Origin of the sequence: Pseudomonas sp. KNUC1026, from assembly GCF_021650705.1 — a bacterium.
Taxonomy (GTDB): domain Bacteria; phylum Pseudomonadota; class Gammaproteobacteria; order Pseudomonadales; family Pseudomonadaceae; genus Aquipseudomonas.
On sequence record NZ_CP087138.1, the window covers coordinates 1,812,437 to 1,831,044 of the forward strand.

An 18,608-nucleotide genomic window follows, 5' to 3' on the forward strand; every position below is an offset into this window, starting at 1 on the left:
ATGAGTGCACCTCCCATGTTGGCCCAGCAAATCTGCTTCGACGATGTGGACGTGCATGCTCGCTCGCTGGTGGGGTGGCAGCAGACCTACGACCAGCTCAGTGCCGGGCACGCCCGTACCACCCTCAAACACCTTACCGCAGAGCGGTTCCAGATCTTCCACGAAACACTGGACAAACGCGTCGTACAACGCGGTGCCGCGCCCCGCAGCCGGCTGTGCCTCGGGTTGCCGTCGTGCAGCGAGGCCCCGGGTGTTTTCCAGGGCAAGCGGGTGGGCGGTGAAAGTGTCACTGTTCTGCACGGTGGCCAGGAATTTTCCGTGCAGTCCGCCGAGGGCATGGACCTGCTCGGCATCACCATGGACGTGGAGCGGCTGGAGGCTTTCGCCGGTCGTGAAGTGACCGAGGCGCAGCTGCGGCAGCTGTCGCACAGCACCCGCCTGAACGTGGCTCCGCATTTCGTCAGCGGGTTGCGCAGGCAACTGGAAACGCTGATGGACGCAGCGCTGGCCGGCGACACCCAGGCCGAAGCACCACTGGAAGCGCTGGCGCTCGAGGCCATGCTGGTGCTGCTGGACACCGCGCTGGAGCGCGGCAGCGAACGCGGCGCAAATTTCGCCGTGAGCGCCTATCTGGTCCGGCGAAGCCAGCAACTGGCGCTGGATTGCCTGGACGAGCCACTCTCGGTGATGGACATCTGCCAGCGCCTGAATGTCAGCCGCAGCACTTTGCAGCGCAGTTTCCAAAGCGTAACCGGCCTGCGCCCAGTGGAGTACCTGCGCGCCGTGCGCCTGAACGCCGCCCGCCGCCGGCTGCGCCGAACCTGCGCGGGGCAGTTCACCGTCGCCGAGGTGGCCAGTGACCTTGGTTTCAGCCACCTGGGGCATTTTTCGGGGGCGTACAAGGCGCTTTTTGGCGAGCACCCGTCGCGGACGCCGCGTTCGATGCAACGCGGCGCCCGGCAAGCCGGCCTCCCACCTCAGGCTCAGTGGCATCTGCCGAGTTAGCGGAGCCTGCCAAGTGGATGGAGACTCTCAAGTGGGAGGCCGGCTTGCCGGACGCCGTGTAACGGACGCCGTGTAACGGACGCCGTGTAACGGGCGACGCTGCGGCCAGCAAGCCGGAGGGCCTATGACTACTTGAGCACCGGCGTTTCCCACAGGTTCAGCTTCACCCCGACCCCCAATTCCAACGCCTTGCGGTACACCACCGTCCCCCAGGCCACATCCTCCACCGGCATGCCACCGACCGACATGATGATGATCTCCTCATCGTTCAATCGCCCCGGCGCATCGCCACTGACGATCTTGCCGATGTCCTCCAGCTGCTCCGGCTTGAGCTTGCCCTCGGCAAGCATGTCCATGAAGCGCACACCGATCACCGGCACATATTTGTGCGCAGGCTTGGGCAGCTCTTCGTACCAGGCGTGGTAGAGGCCGGTGTTGTCGAGCACCTTGCGCACATCGGCCCGTTCCATGCCCTCATCGATGTTGCAGCCCGCCGGCATCGCCAGGAACGCGCCGGGCTTGACCCACTCGCGCTTGACCAGCGGGTAGGTAGCAGGGTCGCCGGTTTCGCCCGAGGTACAGTAGGTGACCAGGTCCGAACCGCGCACCACCTCCTCGACGCTTTCGACCACCGATATTTCGGTGATCTGCGGGTAGGTGGCCTGCACCCAGCCGATGAAGTCTTCCAGGCCTCGGCTGCCGCGGCCTTTGAGCTTGAGGGTGTCGATGGCGGGGCAGGTGGCCATGAACGCAGCCAGGGTGGTCTTGCCCATCACGCCCGGGCCCAGCAGGCCGACCACGCTGGAACCTTCGCGCGCCAGGTGGCGTGCGCCGACGCCGGGAATCGCGCCGGTGCGATAGGCCGAGAGCAGATTGGCCGACATGTGCGCCAGCGGCGCGCCGGTGTCGACGTCGCTCAAGGTGAACATCAGGATCGAGCGTGGCAGGCCTTTCTCACGGTTGGCGATGTTGGAGCCATACCATTTCACCCCGGCGGTGCCGAAGCTGCCGCCCAGGTACGCCGGCATCGCCATCAGGCGGCGGTCGGCGGTGGGCTTGGGCATGTTGGGAAACGGCGAGTGTTCCGGGAACAGCACCATGGCGCCGTGGGAATCGTTGTTGGGGCCGGCCATGCGGTAGTCGCCCTGGTACAGCAGGCCGAACATCGCCTCCATGGTGTTCACACAGGCGAGCATGTCGGTGACACCGGCGCGGATCATGTCCTGCTCGGACAGGTAGATGAAGTCGATTCTTGTGTTCAGGGTCATGGCGGTGCTCGCAGGGTGAGGGCAAAGGGGCTTGCCTTTCGATGGTAGGCAGGCCCCACTGCAGCGGCTATCCCATATCGAGCGCCCTCACCAGCGGTGCATCAGAACGACCGGACGATCTGCCCCAGCACCTCCATCGCCTTCTCCGAACTCGGCCCCCAGGGGTGCCCGTGGTTCAGCCGCGCGCAGTGGCGGAACGCCCGCTGCGCGGAAAAGATCGGCCCCGGCGCCAGGCTGATGCCTTGCGCCAACGCCAGTTGGAACAACTTCAGCGAGTCCACCTGTTCGGGGAATTCGAACCACAGAAGTACCCGCCCTCCGGCCGCGTCACTCGCGTGCTCTCGGGGAAATGCCGCGCTGCCGCTGCCAGCATCGCCTGCTGTTGCTGCTCCAGCGCCTGGCGGAGCTTGCGCAGGTGGCGGTCGAAGCCGCCGTGTTGCAGGTAGTCGGCGATCGCAGCCTGGGTGGGCACCGAGGGCGAAATGGTGGTCATCAGCTTGAGCTGGGCGATTTTCTGGGTGTATCGGCCGCCAGCGACCCAGCCCACCCGGTAACCGGGTGCCAGGCATTTCGAGAACGAGCCGCAGTGCATGAACAGGCCCTGGGTGTCATAGCTCTTGAGCGGGCGAGGGGGCTGAAAGCCGTAATGCAGCTCGGCGTACACGTCATCCTCGATCAGCGGCACCTGGTGCTGGTGCAGCAGGTCGCTCAGGCGCTGTTTGCTGGCCTCGGAGAGGCTAGCGCCGATGGGGTTCTGGAAGCTGCTCATGAACCAGCACGCCTTGATCGGCAGGTTCGCCAGGCTGTGCTCGAGGCTGCCCAGGTCGATGCCGTCGCGCGGGTGAACCGGCATCTCCACCGCTTTGAGCTTGAGCCGCTCCAGCACCTGCAGGCAGGCATAGAAGGCCGGCGCCTCGATGGCCACCAGGTCGCCCGGCTCGGTGACCGCTTGCAGGCACAGGTTCAACGCCTCCATGGCGCCGGTGGTGATGACCAGCTCCTCCATCGGCAGCAGCACGCCGCTGACCATGTAGCGCAGGGCGATCTGGCGCTTCAGTTCCGGGTTGCCGTCGGTCTGGTCGGCGATGATGGCGTGGGGCGAGAGCTGGCGCAGGCTCTGGCCCATGGAGCGAGCCAGGCGGGCGAGGGGGAACAGGTCGGCACTGGGAAAGGCCGAACCGAACGGCACCGTGTGCGGATTGCGCAGCGAGCCGAGCACGGAGAACACCAGCTCGCTGACGTCCACCTCGGTGGCACCCGGCTGGCGCGCCTGCATGGCAGGTTCAGCCAATGGCTGGCGCACGTGCTCACGCACGTAATAACCCGAGCGCTCGCGTGCCTGGATCAGGCCGCGGTCTTCGAGCAGGTAATAGGCCTTGAACACCGTGGCCGGGCTCACGCTGTAGGCCTGGCAGGCCTGGCGCACCGAAGGAATGCGATCATTCGGGGCCAGTACCCCTTGGCGGATCAGCGCGGAGATTTCATCGGCGAGCTTTTCATAGCGCTTGAGCTTGTGCATCTGATCCGTCCTTTCGCAAAGTGCGTGCAGTATAGCGGATCATGAATTCGCCAATAATGATTGAGCAGAAAACGAACTGATCCGTTTTTTTTGGAGATATCTGGATCTGAACAGATCAAGCCTTGTGGTTCATCATGCGCCCGCCTCTGAATCATGGGCGGCCAGCTTGCCGCCGGGGAATGCAGATGTTCGGAAAACTCAGTTGGGAGGCGGTGCCATGGCACGAGCCTATCGTCATGGTCACGCTGGCCTGTGTCGCACTGCTGGGCGCAGCCCTGGTGGCGGCACTGACCTGGTACAGGAAATGGGGTTACCTGTGGCACGAGTGGCTGACCTCGGTGGACCACAAGCGCATAGGCGTGATGTACATCATCGTCGCGCTGGTGATGCTGCTGCGTGGCTTCGCCGATGCCATCATGATGCGCAGCCAGCTGGCGCTGGCCACCGAAGGTCAGCCCGGCTACCTGCCGCCTGAACACTACGACCAGATCTTCACCGCCCACGGCGTGATCATGATCATCTTCATGGCCATGCCGTTCTTCACCGGCCTGATGAACATCGTGGTGCCGCTGCAACTGGGCGCACGCGACGTCGCCTTCCCGTTCCTCAACTCGCTGAGCTTCTGGCTGCTGGTGGCCGGCGCTGTGCTGGTGAACCTGTCGCTGGGTGTAGGGGAGTTCGCCAAGACCGGCTGGATCGCCTACCCGCCGCTTTCGGAGCTGGGCTACAGCCCGGGCGTGGGGGTGGACTACTACATCTGGGCGCTGCAGATCTCCGGCATCGGCACCACCCTCACCGGGGTCAACTTTCTGGTGACGGTGCTGAAGATGCGCGCGCCGGGCATGAAGCTGATGGACATGCCGATCTTCACCTGGACCTGCACCTGGGCCAACGTGCTGATCGTCAGCTCTTTCCCGATCCTCACCGCTGCGCTGTTCATGCTCACGCTGGACCGCTACCTGGGCTTCCACCTGTTCACCAACGACCTGGGCGGCAACCCCATGATGTACGTGAACCTGTTCTGGGCCTGGGGCCACCCGGAGGTGTACATCCTGGTGCTGCCGGCATTCGGGGTGTATTCGGAGGTGGTGTCGACCTTCGCCGGCAAGGCGCTGTTCGGCCACCGCTCGATGATCTACGCCAGTGGCGCGATCACCTTCCTGGGCTTCATGGTGTGGCTGCACCACTTCTTCACCATGGGCTCGGGCGCCAACGTCAACGCCTTCTTCGGCATCGCCACCACGGTGATTTCCATCCCCACCGGGGCGAAGCTGTTCAACTGGCTCTTCACCATTTATCGCGGCCGCCTGCGTTTCACCACACCGATCTGGTGGACGCTGAGCTTCATGGTGATCTTCAGCCTCGGTGGCATGACCGGCGTGCTGCTGGCGGTGCCGGGCGCTGACTTCGTGCTGCACAACAGCCTGTTCGTGGTCGCGCACTTTCACAACGTGATCATCGGCGGGGCGGTGTTCGGCTACCTGGCCGGCATGACCTACTGGTTCCCCAAAGTCTTCGGCTTCAAGCTGGTGGAGAGCTGGGGCAAGGCTGCCATCGCGTTCTGGTCGGTGGGGTTCTTCCTGGCCTTCATGCCGCTGTATGCGCTGGGCTTCATGGGCATGACGCGGCGCCTGAACCACACCGACAACCCGCTGTGGACGCCCTGGCTGCACGTGGCCATGGCCGGCGCGGTGCTGATCGCCTTCGGCATCGCCTGCCAGTTGATCCAGCTGTATGTCAGCTACCGCCAGCGCTACGCCAACCGCGACCTCACCGGCGACCCGTGGGACGGCCGCACGCTGGAATGGGCCACGGCTTCGCCTGCACCGTTCTATAACTTCGCGGTAGTGCCCAAGGTACACGGGCTCGATGCCTGGCACGCGATCAAGCAGCAAGGCGCAACCCGGCCAACCCGCTACCGTCCGATCCACATGCCCAACAACACCGCCACCGGCCTGTTGATGGGGGTTGGCAGCGCACTGCTGGGCTTTGCGATGATCTGGCATATCTGGTGGCTGGCCCTGGCTGCACTGGCTGCGACCATCGGCGTGTTCGTTTGCCATGCTGCGCGCGACGACCAGGGCTACTACGTGCCGGTCGAAGACATCGAGCGCATCGAGCGCCAGGCCGCCGCCAAACGCCTCGGAGCATAACCGAGCGAAACGGGGTCATAGCGTTGGGCGAGGGTGCCATTGAAATCATTCGGTGGCACCATTGCCGATCCTGTTTGCCTCGGAGGCCCTCATGCTCCGTTCATTCGAACGACGGCTCGACCCCTTTCCACCTGATGAAATCCCGCCGCCACCGGTCGGGCTGCTGCGCTTTCTCTGGGCCTGCACCCGCGGTGCGCGCGGCTATGTGCTGGCGATGGCGGTGCTCAGCGCAGCGGTTTCCATCTACGAAGCCTGGCTGTTCTCGTTCCTGGGGCAGGTGGTCGACTCGCTGGCCGCCTGGCAAGCCGGCGGCGCGGGCGCCGAGCAGGAACGCCGGGTGCTCTGGACCATCGGCCTGGTGCTGATGGCAAGCATCGGCCTGGTGGCGCTGCGCACCATGGTTCAGCACCAGGTGCTGGCGATCAACCTGCCGCTGCGGCTGCGCTGGGACTTCCACCGGTTGATGCTCCGGCAGAGCCTGTCGTTCTTCTCCGACGAGTTCTCCGGGCGCGTTACCACCAAGGTGATGCAGACCGCGCTGGCGGTGCGCGACGTGCTGTTCACCCTGATCGAGATCGTGCCCGGCATCGGTGTGTACTTCATCGCCATCATCGCCCTGGCCGGGGGCTTCGACTGGCGCCTGATGCTGCCGTTCCTGGCCTGGGTGGTGTTGTTCGGCCTGGCCCTGCGCTGGTTCGTGCCGCGCCTGGGCAAGGTGGGTGAAGAGCAGGCGCACGCGCGCTCGTCGATGACCGGCCGCGTGTCGGACGCCTACACCAACATCACCACGGTCAAGCTGTTCTCCCACTCCAAGCGCGAGGCGCATTTTGCCCGGGCGGCGATGGAAGACTTCAAGAACACCGGCTTCAGGCAGATGCGCCTGGTCAGCCAGTTCGAGATCGTCAACGAGGCGCTGGTGGTCGGCGTGATCATGGGCGGCGGTGGCTATGCGTTGTGGCTGTGGCACCAGGGCGAGGTCGGTGCCGGTGCGGTGGCGGCGATCACCGCGATGGCCTTGCGCATCAACGGCATGTCGCACTGGATCATGTGGCAGATGACCTCGCTGTTCGAAAACATCGGCACGGTGCAGGACGGCATGTCGACCCTGACCCACGGGCCGAAGATCCTCGATGCGCCCGGTGCGAAAGAGCTCGACACCGCAGGCGGCGAAGTGGTGTTCGACAACGTCAGCTTCAACTATGGCGGCGAGCGGCAGGTGCTCGACGGCCTGAGCCTGGCCATTCGCCCGGGCGAGAAGATCGGCCTGGTCGGCCGCTCGGGGGCTGGCAAGTCGACGCTGATCAACTTGCTGCTGCGCTTCTACGACCTGGACAGCGGGCACATCCGCATCGATGGCCAGGACATCGCCAAGGTCACCCAGGACAGCCTGCGCGCAGCCATCGGCATGGTGACCCAGGACACCTCGCTGCTGCACCGCTCGATCCGCGACAACATCGCCTACGGCCGCCCGGATGCCACCGATGCGCAAATCCAGGCGGCTGCCGCCAATGCCCAGGCCGACGGCTTCATCCGCCAGTTGAGCGACCGCGATGGGCACACCGGCTACGACACCCTGGTGGGCGAACGGGGCATCAAGCTCTCCGGGGGCCAGCGCCAGCGCGTGGCGATCGCCCGGGTGATGCTGAAAAACGCCCCGATCCTGCTGCTGGATGAGGCCACCAGCGCGCTGGACTCCGAAGCCGAAGTGGCGATCCAGGAGAGCCTGGATGAAATGATGCAAGGCAAGACGGTGATTGCTATCGCTCACCGCCTCTCGACCATCGCGGCCATGGACCGGCTGATCGTGATGGACCAGGGCCGCATCATCGAGCAGGGCACCCACGCACAGCTGCTGGCGCTCAACGGTGCCTATGCGCAGCTGTGGCGGCACCAGAGCGGCGGCTTTCTGGGTGAGGATCAGGGGTTGGTGGACGCGGGCGGCTGATCGCCTGAGGGCGGAGCAAAGCAAGTGCGTGGGCCCTCTGGCAGGCCCGCGCACCTTGATGTTCCAATGCTCAGAGGTCTTTCTTGACCTCCTTGTCGACGTGTTTGTCGGCCTTGTGCCGCTCGGCGTCATCATGCTTGGCGCCCTTGTCGACTTCTTTGGCGTCGTGCTTGGCGCCTTTGTCGATTTCCTTGGCGTCGTGGTTCACGCCCTTTTCAAGCTCGTTTTCGGCGAAGGCCATCGGGGCGGTGGTGGCGCCGAGCAGCAGGGCAGTGGCGAGGGTCAGAAGCGTCTTGCGCATGGGTGGTTTCCTTTTTCAAATGCCAGCCTGTCATTAGACTGTTTTTTCACGCTAGCCCATCTAGAAAACTGTGCCGTGCGCCTCGTCGGCGCAATCGTGGAAAAAGACGCCCGCACAGCCGGGGGAGGCTGTACGGGCGCAGGGCTCAGCAGTACTGGTCGAGTACCTTGACCCCGGCGTGATGGCGGTTCTGCTGCCAGCTGCGGGTCAAGGTGCTCAGCACGTTGCCGATGAACTCCCGGTCGGCTGCGGCGCGCTTGCCGACGTAGCCTGCACCCCGGCGGTACACCCGAAGGCGGGTGCGCATGTGGGGGCGATGCTGCTCGAACTGCTCCTCGCAGGTGTGCGGGGTCATGGCTTCGATGTGTACGTTGCCCTCGGCGCACACCCAGAGGATGTGGCTGTCATGGCTATCCCGGCGGGCGGCGAAAAGACGGGCCAGGTCATCGACGGTCGGTTGTTGGTTCAGGTTCAGCGTCATGATTCACCTCGTATCGATCGATCTGTTATCCAAGTTCGTCCAGCGGGCTGTTCGTGTAGTGGATGCTTATGGCCGCTACAAGCAAACGCCGGGCACAGCAACGCTCAGGAGGGGAATCAGCAGGGGAGGCGATAAGGAACGCCGCCCGGCAGCTTGACAAGTTCCAGCCTGCGCGCCACGCCTGTGCGGCGCTTTGCGGGTCAGTTCATCAATCTGCCTTGTGGGCAGCACACTAACGAAGAGCCTGGCGGCTTGCCAGGCAATCAGACCGCTGTTGCCAGCGCTCCCGATCAGGGAGATGGCTGCATCATGCAAAAGGAAAGATGCCCCGTCAACACATTTTGTAGTGTTAATTCTAAAGGACTACATATTGCCTGAGTGTCCGACAATCCTGCCGCTTCAGCCTTGCCGCTGACACCTGCATGATCTGGACTGAGCATGCTCCGGCCGCACTCGGCACACTCGGCAGCGACGCAGTGGCCGACCGCTTGGAGGCACAAATGCTGTGGCCTCTTGCTATTGGTAAGTGGCTGAAACGATGATGTCGGAATATTTCAGAAACACCTGCCTGGAGCGCACATGGAGTTGTCCCCGCGAGACCTCGACCAAGTATTGAGGCAGGCCGCACTGGCGGGTCATGACCAGCAATGGGGTTTTTACCGGGTAGGCGAGCATCTGCAACTGGCGGGGCAGGGCAGCGCCCCGTTCGGCTGGCCGCCCACGCTCGACGATGGCGCGCTCGATGCCTTCTGCCGGGCCTGGAACCTGCACCGCTGGGCCACCGGCCACGGTGAAACCGAACTGGGCTGGTTGCTGGCACCGCGCGCGCTGTCCGGCTCCCTGACCCTGGCGGCACTCGCCCAGCGCCTGGGCCTGTGCCTGCAAAGCCAGGCGTTGGCGCGCGCCCAGCACACCCAGCGCGTGCTCTACAGCATCAGCCACCTGGCAACCTCCGTGCGCGACAGGGCGACGTTCATGGTGCGCCTGCACCAGGAGCTGGGCACCCTGATCGATGCGGAAAACTTTTACCTGGCGCTGTACGACAGCCGTACCCAGGCGATCAGCTATCCGTACTACGTCGACACCACTGACGATGAGGCCCTGGAAAACGACGGCCGTGAAAGCCTTAACCCCGAACGCCTGTCGATGACCGGCCTGGTGCTCACCAGCGGCCAGCCGCTGCTGGTGACTCAGCAGGACATTCATCGCGCAGGCGAGACCGGGCGGTTCTACTGCCTTGGCCATGTGCCGGAATTCTGGATGGGCGCGCCGCTGAAAAACGCCGCCGACCAGGTGTTCGGCATGATCGCCATGCAGGTGTACCAGCCCGAGCGCGTGTACAGCGCTGAGGACCGCGCGCTGTTTCTGGTGGTGGCGCGGCACGTGGCGCTGGCGCTGGACCGCATCCTGCATCGCGCACATCTGGAGGAAATGGTCGCCGAACGTACCCGCGAGCTCACCCGCCTCAATGAAACCCTGCGTCAGCAGGTCGCCGAACGCGAACGTGCCGAACACTTGCAGGCGGCGCTGTTCCAGATTGCCGAGCTGTCGAGCCAGCCAGGTGATGTGACCCAGTTGTTCCCGCAGCTTCATGCCATCGTTGGCGAGCTGCTTTACGCGCGCAATTTCTACATCGCCCAGTACGACCCTGAAACCGCCGAGGTCACCTTCCCGTACTACATCGACGAGCAAGTCACCCGCCGCCCAGCACCGCGCCGCGGCCGACGTGGGCTGACCGAATACGTGATTCGCCAGCGCCGCCCCTGCCTGATCGACTACGAAGACGCCACCGACCTGATGGACAGCGGCGAGATCCAGACCACCAACGAGCCGGTGCGCTCGCAGTCGTGGCTGGGCATTCCGCTGTTCTCCGATGCGGTGGTGCGGGGCGTGCTGGTGGTGCAGAGCTACATTTCGGATGTGCGCTACAGCCTGCGCGATCAGGAGCTGCTCACCTTCGTCTCCAGGCACATTGACACGGCCCTGGCCCGGCGCAGCGCCGCCGAAGCCATCCACCAGGCCAACCTGCGCCTGGAAGCCCGCGTGCAGGACCGCACCCGCGAACTGGACCTGGCCAATGCCCAGCTGCTGCATGAGAACATCCACGACTCGCTCACAGGCCTGCCCAACCGTGCGCACCTGCAGCAGCGGCTGGAGTGGGAATGGGAGCAGTACCGCCGCGACGGCCGGCCACTGGCGGTGATGTTTCTGGACCTGGACCGCTTCAAGCTGATCAACGACAGCCGCGGCCACCATTTTGGCGACTTGCTGCTGATGGCCGCCGCTGCCCGTTTGCGCAGTTGCCTGCGCGAAGGCGACCTGCTTGCGCGCCTGGGCGGCGACGAGTTCGCGGTGCTGGCGCCCGAGGCACCGGTGGAGGTGGCGGTGAGCATCGCCGAGCGCATTCTGGCGGCGTTCGACCTGCCGTTTCACCTGGACGGGCAGGCGGTGTTTTCGTCTTGCAGTGTGGGCGTGGTCAACGCCGATGAGCAATTCCACCGGGAACCCTCGGACCTGCTGCGCGACGCCGACGCCGCGATGTACCGGGTCAAGAATGCCGGGCGGGACAGCTTTGCGGTGTTCAACCAGGTGCTGCGCCGCGAGGTGTCAGACCAGTTGGAGCGTGAAAGCGCCTTGCGCAACGCGCTCAAACGCGACGATGAGCTGGTGCCGTTCTTCCAGCCGATCATCGACGTGGCCAGCGGCAAGCTGGTGGCGCTCGAAGCGCTGATCCGCTGGCGTCAGGCCGATGGCCGGATTCTCGCGCCGGGCGCCTTCCTGCCTGCACTGGAGGGCCTGCGCCTGATCGGCCGGCTGGATCATTACATGCTGCGCAGCGTGGCGCAGTTGCTGGCCAACCCCGCCCATGAGCACTGGCCGACCGTGCATGTCAATTGCTCGGCCTACAGCATCACCCGCCCCGAATTTGCCGGCGAGGTGCTCGAGCTGCTTGCCAGCTTCGATGTGGCGCCGCACCGCATCTGCCTGGAACTGACCGAAGGCGCGCTGGTGGCGGAGCCGGAGCGGGCACGCCAGGCCATGCTGCAACTGGCCGAGCATGGCATGTCGGTGGTGCTGGATGACTTTGGTGCGGGCTTTTCGTCCTTGAGCTATGTGCACCAGTTCCACTTCACGGGGCTCAAGATCGACAAGTCCTTCATCCTCGAACTCACCGGCAGTAACCGCAGCCGGGCGATCGTTCGGGCCATCGTGCGCATGGCCGAATCGCTGGGCCTGTCGGTGGTGGCCGAAGGGGTCGAGGACCAGGCAGCGCTGAACCTGCTGCGCGATATCGGCGCCGGGCAGGCGCAGGGGTATCACATGGCAAGGCCACTGGCGCTGGCCGACTTGCTGGCGCACCCGTTGTGGGAAGGGCTGGCCTGAGCGAGCGCGCCTGGGGTTGCCGTTGGTCAGGTCGACTGAAGGGTTGGCGAGGCTTGCAGGTCCAGTGGAGATAACGGCACTGGAAGCTGAACATGAACAACGCGATGCAAGTGGCTGATTCGGCAAGCCCCAACGGCGACCAGTTGTTCGCCGAGTTCCTGCGTTCAACCCTGGCAATGCGGGCCATCCCCGCCGAAAGCCTCGGCACGGGCGCCTGGCGCTCGGCCGTTGAACGCCAGCACAAAGCGTTTTCGAGTTGGACGCTGTATCTGCAAACCCAGGCGACCACCCACGAAGGCCTGCGAAAGCTCAGGGCCGGCGCTCGCTTGGCGGTTTGAACCTTGCAAGCACCGGTGCTGCCCAAACAGGTACTGACCCGGGAGAAACCAGCATGGCTCAAGAACAGCAAAACCCACCGAAAGACGACACCCCTGCGCACTCCACCGAGCAGGAGCGCGAGCGGCTCAAGGACTTCAACAAAGGCGGCATCCCACCAGGCTCCAGCTGAACGAGGTGATACGACTCTGGCGTGCAGCAAGCTGTAGAAATTCCTATGCCTGCCGATATACCTGCATCACCCAGCAGGAGCACGCCATGATCACCACAGGGACGCCCGTCCTGGCCGCCAGCCTCGCTTTCAAGGCTGCCAACGACAATGCCACAGCCGGCGCTCAGGCAAACGCAGGGGGCGGATCAGCCTCGTCGCCCTCGGTGAAGGTGACGCTCTCGCCACTGGCTGCGCACAAGTCCGAGACCTCCAAGGCTCAGGATGACGATATTCAGAAAAGCGACCTTCCTGATGCGGTCAAGGAAACCTTGATGCGCATCCGCGAGCTCAAGCGCGAAATTGCTGAAAAGACCGCGCAACTGCAAGCGGCCCTCAATGACACATCGCTTGAACCCGAGGCCCAGCAGGCCAAGGTTGCCGCCTTGCAGACAGCCGTTGCAGCACTCAACACTGCCTTGATGGCCAGCAACGCTGCCCTGCAAAAAGCCTACAAGCAGATGACACCCGAACAGGTGAAGGCGGCGATGCTGCTTGCACTGAAAGGCTAAAGCTGCAGGTGCGTTCTGCGGGCAATCTGTTTGCCTTGTGTATGGCGCCGTGATATTAGCTTGGCCAGAGGCTGCGCGAGACTGCGCGCCCCACCTGAACGACCGAGGCATGTATACGTGGGTATCGAGCATAATCACCTGATTTCCAGGGAAGAACGCAGCGCCATCGCGGAAATCGAGGCAACTACCGAGATCCTGAAGCTGGTTGTGCGGCTCACGGGCATGAGGTTCGCTGCCATCGCCAAGTTTTCTGACGATGACTGGGTGGCGTGCAGCGTGAATGACCAGATCAGTCTTGGCATCCGCACTGGCGAGAGTTTTCCGCTGGAGCAGTCGATGTGCAGCAACATGATCGCTGAACGCAAGACGCTCTACGTGCCTTCCATCAGCCGTGACGAGCGGTATCGGTCGAACATCGCATCCCAGCTCTACGGCTTTGACAGTTGCATCTCGGTGCCGATCTTCGTGAACTCTGACGAGCTGTTCGGTGCATTGTGCGTGCTCGATCCGAGTGCGCAGCTCGATCAGTCGCACGAGACGCTGGAAGTGCTGCAGATCTTCTGCAACCTGATCGGGCGGATCTTCAGCTGGCACAAGGACGGGCTGGCGCAGGAGGTGCCTGCCTAGGCTCTGTACGAAATGCATCCCCGCTCGCCCATGCTGCGTTGAAAACAGGCTCGGAATGCTCATTTACAACCAGTAAACTCCGCTTCCTCGCCTGTTTTCGCCTTGCCTGGCCTTCGCTGGAATACATTTCATACAGAGCCTAGCACTGATCCGCAGCCGCCCGGATGGGCATCGGGCGGCGTGCAAGTTTCATCGGTTCGAGTGTGTCGGGAACCCGCCTGCCCCTGCGGCATCTAGATGGCGCCTGGCAATGTGTTCAAACCGACCATCGCCCAAGGTGCCGTATCGGCACCCCGGAGAGACCGTGCAGTTCGTTTCCTCACCCTACCTGAAGCTGTTGCTCAAGCTGTTCTCACTGAACATTCCCACCCCTGTGCGCTACGGCCTGGCATTGGTATCGATCGGGGTTTGCACGCTGATTCGGCTACAGTTGCCGCCCTTCATGCTGCCTTACCTGTTTTTCGTTCCCTTTCTCATGCTCAACGGATTCTGGCTGGGTGTGGGGCCTGCCATTGTCTCGACGCTGGCAGCCACCGCCTGCGCCGAATACTTCTTCGTGGGCACGGCGTATTCCTTCGAATTCACTCAGCGGCAGGTCGTCAACAACCTGTCCTTCGCCTGTGTCAGCGGCATCATGGCGGTGGTGTGCGCTTTGTTCCGGCTCAACCTGGAGCGGTTGTTCCAGACCGGCGGCGACCTGGCGCGGCAAGTGGCGCATCGCACCGAAGAACGCGATTCGATCTGGTCGATCTCCCCGGACATGCTCGGGGTACTGGACGCCAGTGGCCGCTTGCTTGGAGTCAACCCGGCCTGGCAGCAAACGCTTGGCTGGACCGAGGCGCAACTGCTTGCCGGCCGCTTCGAGCACGTGATCGCGCCGGCTGAGCTGCGCCGGTGGCTGGCCGATCTGGCCCAGGGCAAGTCGATCGCTCGCTTCGAAACGCAGTCGGCTACAAGCACCGGCCAGCCTTGCTGGCTGTCATGGCACATCGTCCCCAGCCAGGCGCTGTTCTATGCCTGCGTGCGCGATGTGACCGAGGTCAAGCGCCACCAGGCTGCGCTGGATGCAGCCGAGCAGCAATTGCGGCAAAGCCAGAAGATGGAGGCGGTAGGGCAGCTCACCGGCGGCATTGCCCACGACTTCAACAACCTGCTCACCGCCATCAGCGGTAGCCAGGAGCTGATGCGCATGCGGCTCAGGCAAGGGCGAGTTCAGGACCTCGAACGCTACCTGGGGGTGGCGCAGGGCGCTGTGCAGCGCGCTGCATCGCTCACTCACCGCCTGCTGGCCTATGCGCGGCGCCAGGCGCTGCTGGCCTCGACAGTCGACGTGAACACCCTGGTGCATGATGTGGAAGAGCTGATCTCACGCACACTGGGCCCGCACATCGAGTTGAAGGTGCGGCCGGCCGAAGGGCTGTGGCATTGCCTGTGCGATGCGCACCAGTTGGACAGCGCCTTGCTCAACCTGTGCATCAACGCGCGCGACGCGATGCCCGAAGGCGGCCGCCTGACCATCAGCACCGCCAACGTCAAACTCGATGAAGCCGCCGCTCAGCAGGCTGACATGGTGCCGGGCGAGTACGTGAGCCTGGCCGTCAGTGACACCGGAACGGGCATGTCGACGGAAACGATGCAGCGCATTTTCGATCCGTTTTTCACCACCAAACCGGCCGGCGCCGGCACGGGCCTGGGCCTTTCGATGGTGTACGGGTTCGTTCGCCAGTCGGGCGGGCAGGTGCGTGCCCGCTCAGCGCCTGGCGAGGGCTCGACCCTGACCCTTTACTTGCCGCGCAGCCACGCTGCACCGCAGAGCGAAAGGAGCGCACACAGTGATGGGGCGCCGCATCTGGTCGGTAAAACCATGCTGATGGTCGATGATGAACCGGCGATCCGCATGGTCGTCGCCGAGGCGCTGGAAGCGCTGGGCGTCACGGTGCTGCAGGCCGGCGACGCGGCTAGCGCGCTCACCTTGCTTGAGTCCGACGCGCACCTGGACCTGCTTATGACCGATGTCGGGCTACCGGGCGAAATCAACGGTGCCCGGCTGGCGGACACTGCCAAGCGGCTGCGTGCGGGGCTGCCGGTGTTGTTCATCACCGGCTATGCGGAAAACGCGGCGCTTGACCAGGGGCTGCTGCAAACCGGCACCGCCGTGCTGACCAAGCCTTTCGCCATCGACGCACTGACCGCAAGCCTCAATGCCTTGATTGCGCAGCCCCCTGCCGGCGCGCCATCTGGGTCGGAGGTATAGGCGACTGCCTTGGGCGCGGCTATACCGGCGCCGAGATTGTATAGAAATGGCGGAAATAGCTGTACAAACCGCACAGTTCGTCCCTTGATCAGAACCTGCCCGCGTTTTTCATGCTCTTTGTTCTACAGGATAGAGGGCGAGCGAGATGGATCACACAGTCAAGGTATTGCTGGTGGAGGACGAGCCGGTGCTCGGGGAGCTGATGGTGGATCTGCTCCAGGAGATGAACTTGCGCGTTACGCTGGCTGCCACGGCTGATCAGGGCCGCAAGTTGTTCAGCCACTCGCCCGAGCAATGGGGGCTGGTGGTGACTGATGTGCGCACTCCCGGCCACTCCGATGGCTGCGACCTGGCGTGGGACGTCGAACAGGCCTGCCAGCGTACGCCGCTGCTGGTGTGCAGCGGGTTCATGGTCGATACCATCGACCTGCCACCTTCGGCCTGTGTGCTGTCCAAACCATGGTCATTGGAAGCGTTCGAGGCGCAGGTGCACACTATGTTGTCGCCTCGCCCGGATGATGACGAGCAGAGTTCGGAGTTCATGAGCCCCGTCATGGCCTGAGGCTCTACAAAGCGCAGGCCTTTCGGCCAGCCTGCGCACCTGCACCTCCTCTGCGCAGTGCCCCCCGTTCGCTCGATGATTGCCCTCAGGCCTCATGCAGGCCCGCTCAGCGATGGTGCGGATTCTTTCTGAACACCCACGCCGCCGGCCAGGTCGTAACTTGCGAATCCATTGCCCAAGAGCGAGCCACGACCATGAGCCAAACCGTAGGCGACTTCATCATCGACCGACTCAGCCAATGGGGTGTGACGCGCATCTACGGCTACCCGGGCGACGGCATCAACGGCGTGTTCGGCGCCATGCGCCGGGCACCGGGCAAGATCGAATTCATCCAGTGCCGGCATGAGGAAATGGCCGCCTTCATGGCCAGCGCCCACGCCAAATTCACCGGCGAACTGGGCGTGTGCATCGCCACCTCAGGCCCCGGCGCCTCACACCTGCTCACCGGGCTGTATGACGCACGCATGGACCACATGCCGGTACTGGCCATCGCCGGGCAGCAGTCCCGTACGGCCATGGGCGGGCACTACCAGCAGGAGCTCGACCTGCTGTCGATGTTCAAGGATGTCGCCGGCGCCTACGTGCAGCAGGCCAACGTGCCGTCGCAGGTTCGCCACCTGGTGGACCGCGCTGTGCGCACTGCGGTGGGCGAGCGCCGTGTCACGGCGTTGATTCTGCCCAACGATCTTCAGGAACTGCCGTACGAAGAGCCAGCCCGCGCCCACGGCACACTGCACTCAGGCGTCGGCTTCACCCGGCCGAAAGTAGTGCCCTACGAACAGGACCTGGCCCGAGCTGCCGAAGTGCTCAATGCGGGTGAGCGCGTGGCGATTCTGGTAGGGGCCGGTGCGCTGGGCGCTGGCGAGCAGGTGAGAGCGGTCGCCGAGCGCCTTGGCGCCGGCGTCGCCAAGGCGCTGCTGGGCAAGGCTGTGCTGCCCGATGCCCTGCCGTGGGTGACCGGCACCATCGGCCTGTTGGGCACCGAAGCGAGTTACCAGTTGATGGAGGAGTGCGACACGCTGCTGATGATCGGTTCGGGCTTCCCCTACGCTGAATTCCTGCCCAAGGAAGGCCAGGCCCGCGGTGTGCAGATCGACCTGAGCCCGAACATGCTGAGCCTGCGCTACCCGATGGAAGTGAACCTGGTGGGCGATTCGGCCGATACGCTCAGCGCCTTGCTGCCGCTGCTCGACGCCCGCCCGCAACGCAAGTGGCAGGAAAAGGTCGAGCGCTGGCGCGGCGACTGGGAGCGCAAGCTGGAACGCCGCGCCCTGGCCAGTGCCGAGCCGATCAATCCGCAGCGGGTAGTGCATGAGCTCTCGGCGCAGCTGCCGGATGCCTCGATCATCACCAGCGACTCCGGTTCCTGCGCCAACTGGTATGCCCGCGACCTGAAGATCCGTGAAGGCATGATGTGCTCGCTGTCCGGCGGCCTGGCCTCCATGGGCGCGGCAGTGCCCTATGCCATCGCCGCCAAGTTTGCCCACCCCGAACGGCCGGTCGTCGCGCTGGTGGGTGATGGCGCCATGCAGATGAACAACCTGGCCGAACTGATCACCGTCGCCAAGTACTGGCAGCAATGGGGCAATGGCAAGTGGATCTGCGCAGTGTTCAACAACCAGGACCTGAACCAGGTGACCTGGGAGCAACGGGTGATGGAAGGCGACCCGAAATTCTCCGCCTCGCAGGACATTCCCGACGTGCCCTACCACCTGTTCGCCATCTCCATTGGCCTGAAGGGCATCTATGTAGAGCGCGAAGAAGATGTCGCCGATGCCTGGGCCCAGGCGTTCGCCAGCGACGTGCCGGTGCTGCTGGAATTCAAGACCGACCCCAACGTGCCGCCGCTGCCGCCGCACATCACCTTGGAGCAGGCCAGGAAGTTCGGCACAGCGCTGCTCAAGGGCGACCCCAACGAAGCCGGAATCATCAAGCAGGCGGCCAAGCAGCTGTTCGGCAGCGTGCTGCCCGGGGGTGACAAGAGTCAGTAGCTGCCAGAACAGGGGGGCAGGGTTGACGCAGGGCGGAGATGGCGCAAGGCTACTGAGCCAAA

At 64.1% G+C, this 18,608-nt stretch carries 13 protein-coding genes and 1 pseudogene; 10 read left to right on the forward strand and 4 right to left on the reverse strand.

All coding sequences use genetic code 11. From position 1 onward, the window contains the following. The gene (locus LN139_RS08215) at positions 1–1,005 is read left to right on the forward strand and encodes a helix-turn-helix domain-containing protein (RefSeq protein ID WP_236359474.1); all 1,005 of its coding nucleotides are present in this window, start codon (positions 1–3) and stop codon (positions 1,003–1,005) included. A gap of 128 nt (positions 1,006–1,133) precedes the next feature. Here LN139_RS08215 and LN139_RS08220 read toward each other — a convergent pair whose 3' ends face one another. Both LN139_RS08220 and mapR read right to left on the reverse strand, forming a co-directional pair. Further along, positions 1,134–2,273, reverse strand: coding sequence for a tyramine oxidase subunit B (locus LN139_RS08220; RefSeq protein WP_236359475.1), 1,140 nt, complete (start codon positions 2,271–2,273; stop codon positions 1,134–1,136). Between the two features lie 101 nt (positions 2,274–2,374). Then, positions 2,375–3,792: pseudogene (gene mapR, locus LN139_RS08225) on the reverse strand (GntR family transcriptional regulator MpaR). Positions 3,793–3,977: 185 nt separating this feature from the next. On the opposite strand from mapR, the gene cyoB reads away from it, so the two are divergent. Together cyoB and LN139_RS08235 are read left to right on the forward strand one after the other, a co-directional pair. Next, on the forward strand, positions 3,978–5,945 hold the full coding sequence (gene cyoB, locus LN139_RS08230; RefSeq protein ID WP_236359476.1) for a cytochrome o ubiquinol oxidase subunit I: 1,968 nt from the start codon (positions 3,978–3,980) through the stop codon (positions 5,943–5,945). A gap of 91 nt (positions 5,946–6,036) precedes the next feature. After that, positions 6,037–7,890, forward strand: coding sequence for an ABC transporter ATP-binding protein (locus LN139_RS08235; protein ID WP_236359477.1), 1,854 nt, complete (start codon positions 6,037–6,039; stop codon positions 7,888–7,890). Positions 7,891–7,960: 70 nt separating this feature from the next. Here LN139_RS08235 and LN139_RS08240 read toward each other — a convergent pair whose 3' ends face one another. Both LN139_RS08240 and LN139_RS08245 read right to left on the reverse strand, forming a co-directional pair. Then, positions 7,961–8,191 carry a hypothetical protein gene (locus LN139_RS08240; protein ID WP_236359478.1) on the reverse strand — a complete coding sequence of 77 codons (231 nt, stop codon included), beginning with the start codon at positions 8,189–8,191 and terminating at the stop codon, positions 7,961–7,963. Between the two features lie 145 nt (positions 8,192–8,336). Beyond that, positions 8,337–8,666 carry a hypothetical protein gene (locus LN139_RS08245; protein ID WP_236360330.1) on the reverse strand — a complete coding sequence of 110 codons (330 nt, stop codon included), beginning with the start codon at positions 8,664–8,666 and terminating at the stop codon, positions 8,337–8,339. 585 nt (positions 8,667–9,251) lie between these two features. Between LN139_RS08245 and LN139_RS08250 the strand changes: the two genes are divergently transcribed. From LN139_RS08250 to LN139_RS08280, 7 genes are all read left to right on the forward strand, one after another. Next, complete coding sequence (locus LN139_RS08250) at positions 9,252–12,056, forward strand: sensor domain-containing phosphodiesterase (protein ID WP_236359479.1); 2,805 nt, start codon at positions 9,252–9,254, stop codon at positions 12,054–12,056. A gap of 92 nt (positions 12,057–12,148) precedes the next feature. Continuing rightward, positions 12,149–12,394 carry a hypothetical protein gene (locus LN139_RS08255; protein ID WP_236359480.1) on the forward strand — a complete coding sequence of 82 codons (246 nt, stop codon included), beginning with the start codon at positions 12,149–12,151 and terminating at the stop codon, positions 12,392–12,394. A gap of 175 nt (positions 12,395–12,569) precedes the next feature. Then, a complete protein-coding gene (locus tag LN139_RS08260; RefSeq protein WP_236359481.1) occupies positions 12,570–13,112 on the forward strand; it encodes a hypothetical protein in 543 nt (180 codons plus the stop codon). 117 nt (positions 13,113–13,229) lie between these two features. After that, positions 13,230–13,739, forward strand: a complete 510-nt coding sequence (locus tag LN139_RS08265; RefSeq protein ID WP_236359482.1) for a GAF domain-containing protein — start codon at positions 13,230–13,232, stop codon at positions 13,737–13,739. Positions 13,740–14,043: 304 nt separating this feature from the next. Further along, on the forward strand, positions 14,044–15,993 hold the full coding sequence (locus LN139_RS08270; RefSeq protein ID WP_236359483.1) for an ATP-binding protein: 1,950 nt from the start codon (positions 14,044–14,046) through the stop codon (positions 15,991–15,993). Positions 15,994–16,138: 145 nt separating this feature from the next. Beyond that, positions 16,139–16,555, forward strand: a complete 417-nt coding sequence (locus LN139_RS08275) for a response regulator (protein WP_236359484.1) — start codon at positions 16,139–16,141, stop codon at positions 16,553–16,555. Between the two features lie 194 nt (positions 16,556–16,749). Beyond that, positions 16,750–18,546 (forward strand): thiamine pyrophosphate-requiring protein, encoded by a 1,797-nt coding sequence (locus LN139_RS08280; protein WP_236359485.1) that lies wholly within the window; start codon positions 16,750–16,752, stop codon positions 18,544–18,546. The last annotated feature ends 62 nt before the right edge of the window (positions 18,547–18,608 follow it).

Coding starts and splice junctions, on each gene's coding strand:
- LN139_RS08235 (WP_236359477.1), top strand. CDS start 6,037: ATGCTCCGTTCATTCGAACGACGGCTCGACCCCTTTCCACCTGATGAA.
- LN139_RS08220 (WP_236359475.1), bottom strand. CDS start 2,273: ATGACCCTGAACACAAGAATCGACTTCATCTACCTGTCCGAGCAGGAC.
- LN139_RS08275 (WP_236359484.1), top strand. CDS start 16,139: ATGGATCACACAGTCAAGGTATTGCTGGTGGAGGACGAGCCGGTGCTC.
- LN139_RS08240 (WP_236359478.1), bottom strand. CDS start 8,191: ATGCGCAAGACGCTTCTGACCCTCGCCACTGCCCTGCTGCTCGGCGCC.
- cyoB (WP_236359476.1), top strand. CDS start 3,978: ATGTTCGGAAAACTCAGTTGGGAGGCGGTGCCATGGCACGAGCCTATC.
- LN139_RS08280 (WP_236359485.1), top strand. CDS start 16,750: ATGAGCCAAACCGTAGGCGACTTCATCATCGACCGACTCAGCCAATGG.
- LN139_RS08215 (WP_236359474.1), top strand. CDS start 1: ATGAGTGCACCTCCCATGTTGGCCCAGCAAATCTGCTTCGACGATGTG.
- LN139_RS08250 (WP_236359479.1), top strand. CDS start 9,252: ATGGAGTTGTCCCCGCGAGACCTCGACCAAGTATTGAGGCAGGCCGCA.
- LN139_RS08255 (WP_236359480.1), top strand. CDS start 12,149: ATGAACAACGCGATGCAAGTGGCTGATTCGGCAAGCCCCAACGGCGAC.